This is a genomic window from Pseudomonas sp. HMWF006 (assembly GCF_003061205.1).
GTDB lineage: Bacteria > Pseudomonadota > Gammaproteobacteria > Pseudomonadales > Pseudomonadaceae > Aquipseudomonas > Aquipseudomonas monsensis.
On record NZ_QAIU01000529.1, the window covers coordinates 589 to 2,654 of the forward strand.

Annotated in this window: 3 protein-coding genes; 1 reads left to right on the forward strand and 2 read right to left on the reverse strand. The window is 59.8% G+C overall.

Annotated elements, in window-relative coordinates:
• Positions 1-326: potassium-transporting ATPase subunit KdpA (locus DBR24_RS33455; RefSeq protein ID WP_256591774.1), on the reverse strand; the 326-nt coding region annotated here is incomplete at its 3' end.
• A gap of 8 nt (positions 327-334) precedes the next feature.
• A complete protein-coding gene (kdpF, locus tag DBR24_RS23830; protein WP_007899818.1) occupies positions 335-424 on the reverse strand; it encodes a K(+)-transporting ATPase subunit F in 90 nt (29 codons plus the stop codon).
• A 418-nt stretch (positions 425-842) separates the two neighbouring features.
• Between kdpF and eat the strand changes: the two genes are divergently transcribed.
• On the forward strand, positions 843-2,066 hold a 1,224-nt coding region (gene eat, locus DBR24_RS23835), incomplete at its 3' end, for an ethanolamine permease (RefSeq protein WP_256591773.1).

A 2,066-nucleotide genomic window follows, 5' to 3' on the forward strand; every position in this document is an offset into this window, starting at 1 on the left:
GTGTTGAACGCCTGGGTCCATTCCTGGCCCGGCAGGTTTTGCGGGTTCAGCGGCAGGTGATCTTGAAACAACAGGATCGCGAACAGCAGGAGGAAACCGGCGAGGTTGAACGCCAGCAGCGCCAGGGTGTATTTCTGCCAGCTCTGCTCGGCGTTCGGATCAACCCCGGCAACGCGATAGCAACCGCGCTCGACCGGGCCGAGAATCGGCGTCAGCCAGGTGCGCTGCCCTTCCATCACTTTGTAGTAAAAGCGCCCGAGGAACGGCGCCGGCAGCAAGACCACCGCGAAAAACGCGAGGATCAGCCAATAGTCATAACTGTGCATAGCCGCTCCTAGTTCCGATCCGCGCGCAACAGCGCAACCAACAGATAAATGAACAGCCCCACTGCCAATAGCAGTGACACCCCGTCCAGAACGCTCATGGAAGATCTCCGTGTTACGGCGTATTGCCGCGTGTGGAGGCATTGTCGGAAAGGAGGCTGTAAAGGAACGAGAGCGAGGGTGTTGGCTGTGCATAAAGAAAGCGTAAAGAGTGGGTTTATGCTGGCGTTACAGGTGGGTTTTGCGCCGTATGGGCGGGCCTCTTCGCGAGCAGGCTCGCTCCCACAGGTGTCGGCGTTGTTCAGGCGAGCGCATTTCAAAAATGTGGCAGCGAGCTTGCTCGCGAAGACGGCATAACGAGCAACATCGCACTCAACTGGCGCACAAAAAGCAGCTATCCCACCGCGAACATCCCCGATACGACAGCTTTCAACTCATTACGACTTGTTTCACGGCAATGGCACGCCCACTGCACACGCCCTCCTCCGAAGCTGTCCAAACCGTTCAGGGAGCAAGCGCATGAACACACAACTCAAACCCACACTGGGCACGTTGCACCTGTGGGGCATCGCCGTCGGGCTGGTGATTTCCGGGGAATACTTCGGCTGGAGTTACGGCTGGGGCGTGGCCGGAACGCTGGGGTTTCTGGTGACCTCATTCATGGTCGCGACCATGTACACCTGCTTCATCTTCAGCTTCACCGAACTGACCACCGCCATTCCCCACGCCGGCGGGCCGTTCGCCTACAGCCGCCGCGCCTTCGGTGAAAAAGGCGGATTGGTTGCCGGGCTGGCGACGCTGATCGAATTCGTGTTCGCGCCACCGGCGATTGCGCTGGCGATTGGCGCTTATCTGAATGTGCAGTTCCCTGCGCTGGATCCGAAACACGCGGCGGTTGGCGCGTATATCGTCTTTATGGGGTTGAACATTCTCGGCGTGAAACTGGCCGCGACCTTCGAGCTGATCGTCTGCGTATTGGCCGTCGCCGAACTGCTGGTGTTCATGGGGGTGGTCGCGCCGGCGTTCAGCTTCAGCCATTTCGCCCTCAATGGCTGGGCCGGTTCGGACGTGTTCGGCGCGCCGGCGATTGCCGGAATGTTCGCGGCGATTCCATTCGCGATCTGGTTTTTCCTGGCCATCGAGGGTGCGGCGATGGCCGCCGAAGAAGCCAAGGATCCGAAACGCACGATTCCCAAGGCTTATATCAGTGGCATTCTGACCCTGGTGCTGCTGGCCATGGGCGTAATGTTCTTCGCCGGCGGCGTCGGTGACTGGCGCACACTGGCCAACATCAACGACCCGTTGCCACAGGCGATGAAAACCGTGGTCGGCGACAACTCCGGCTGGTTGCACATGCTGGTGTGGATCGGCCTGTTCGGCCTGGTGGCGAGCTTCCACGGAATCATCCTCGGTTACTCGCGACAATTCTTCGCCCTCGCCCGCGCCGGTTACCTGCCGGCCTCGCTGGCAAAACTCTCGCGTTTCCAGACGCCACACCGCGCGATTATCGTGGGCGGCATCATTGGCATCGCTGCCATCTATAGCGACGGCTTGATCAACCTTGGCGGTATGACGCTCACTGCCGCGATGATCACCATGGCGGTGTTCGGGGCGATCGTGATGTACATCATGAGCATGCTCAGTCTGTTCAAACTGCGTCGATCAGAGCCGAATCTGGAGCGAACTTTCCGCGCGCCGTGCTATCCGCTGGTGCCGATGATTGCACTGGTACTGGCGGTGGTG

Bases quoted from the DNA above. Each gene is read 5' to 3' on its own strand.
- kdpF (WP_007899818.1), bottom strand. From the start codon at position 424: ATGAGCGTTCTGGACGGGGTGTCACTGCTATTGGCAGTGGGGCTGTTC.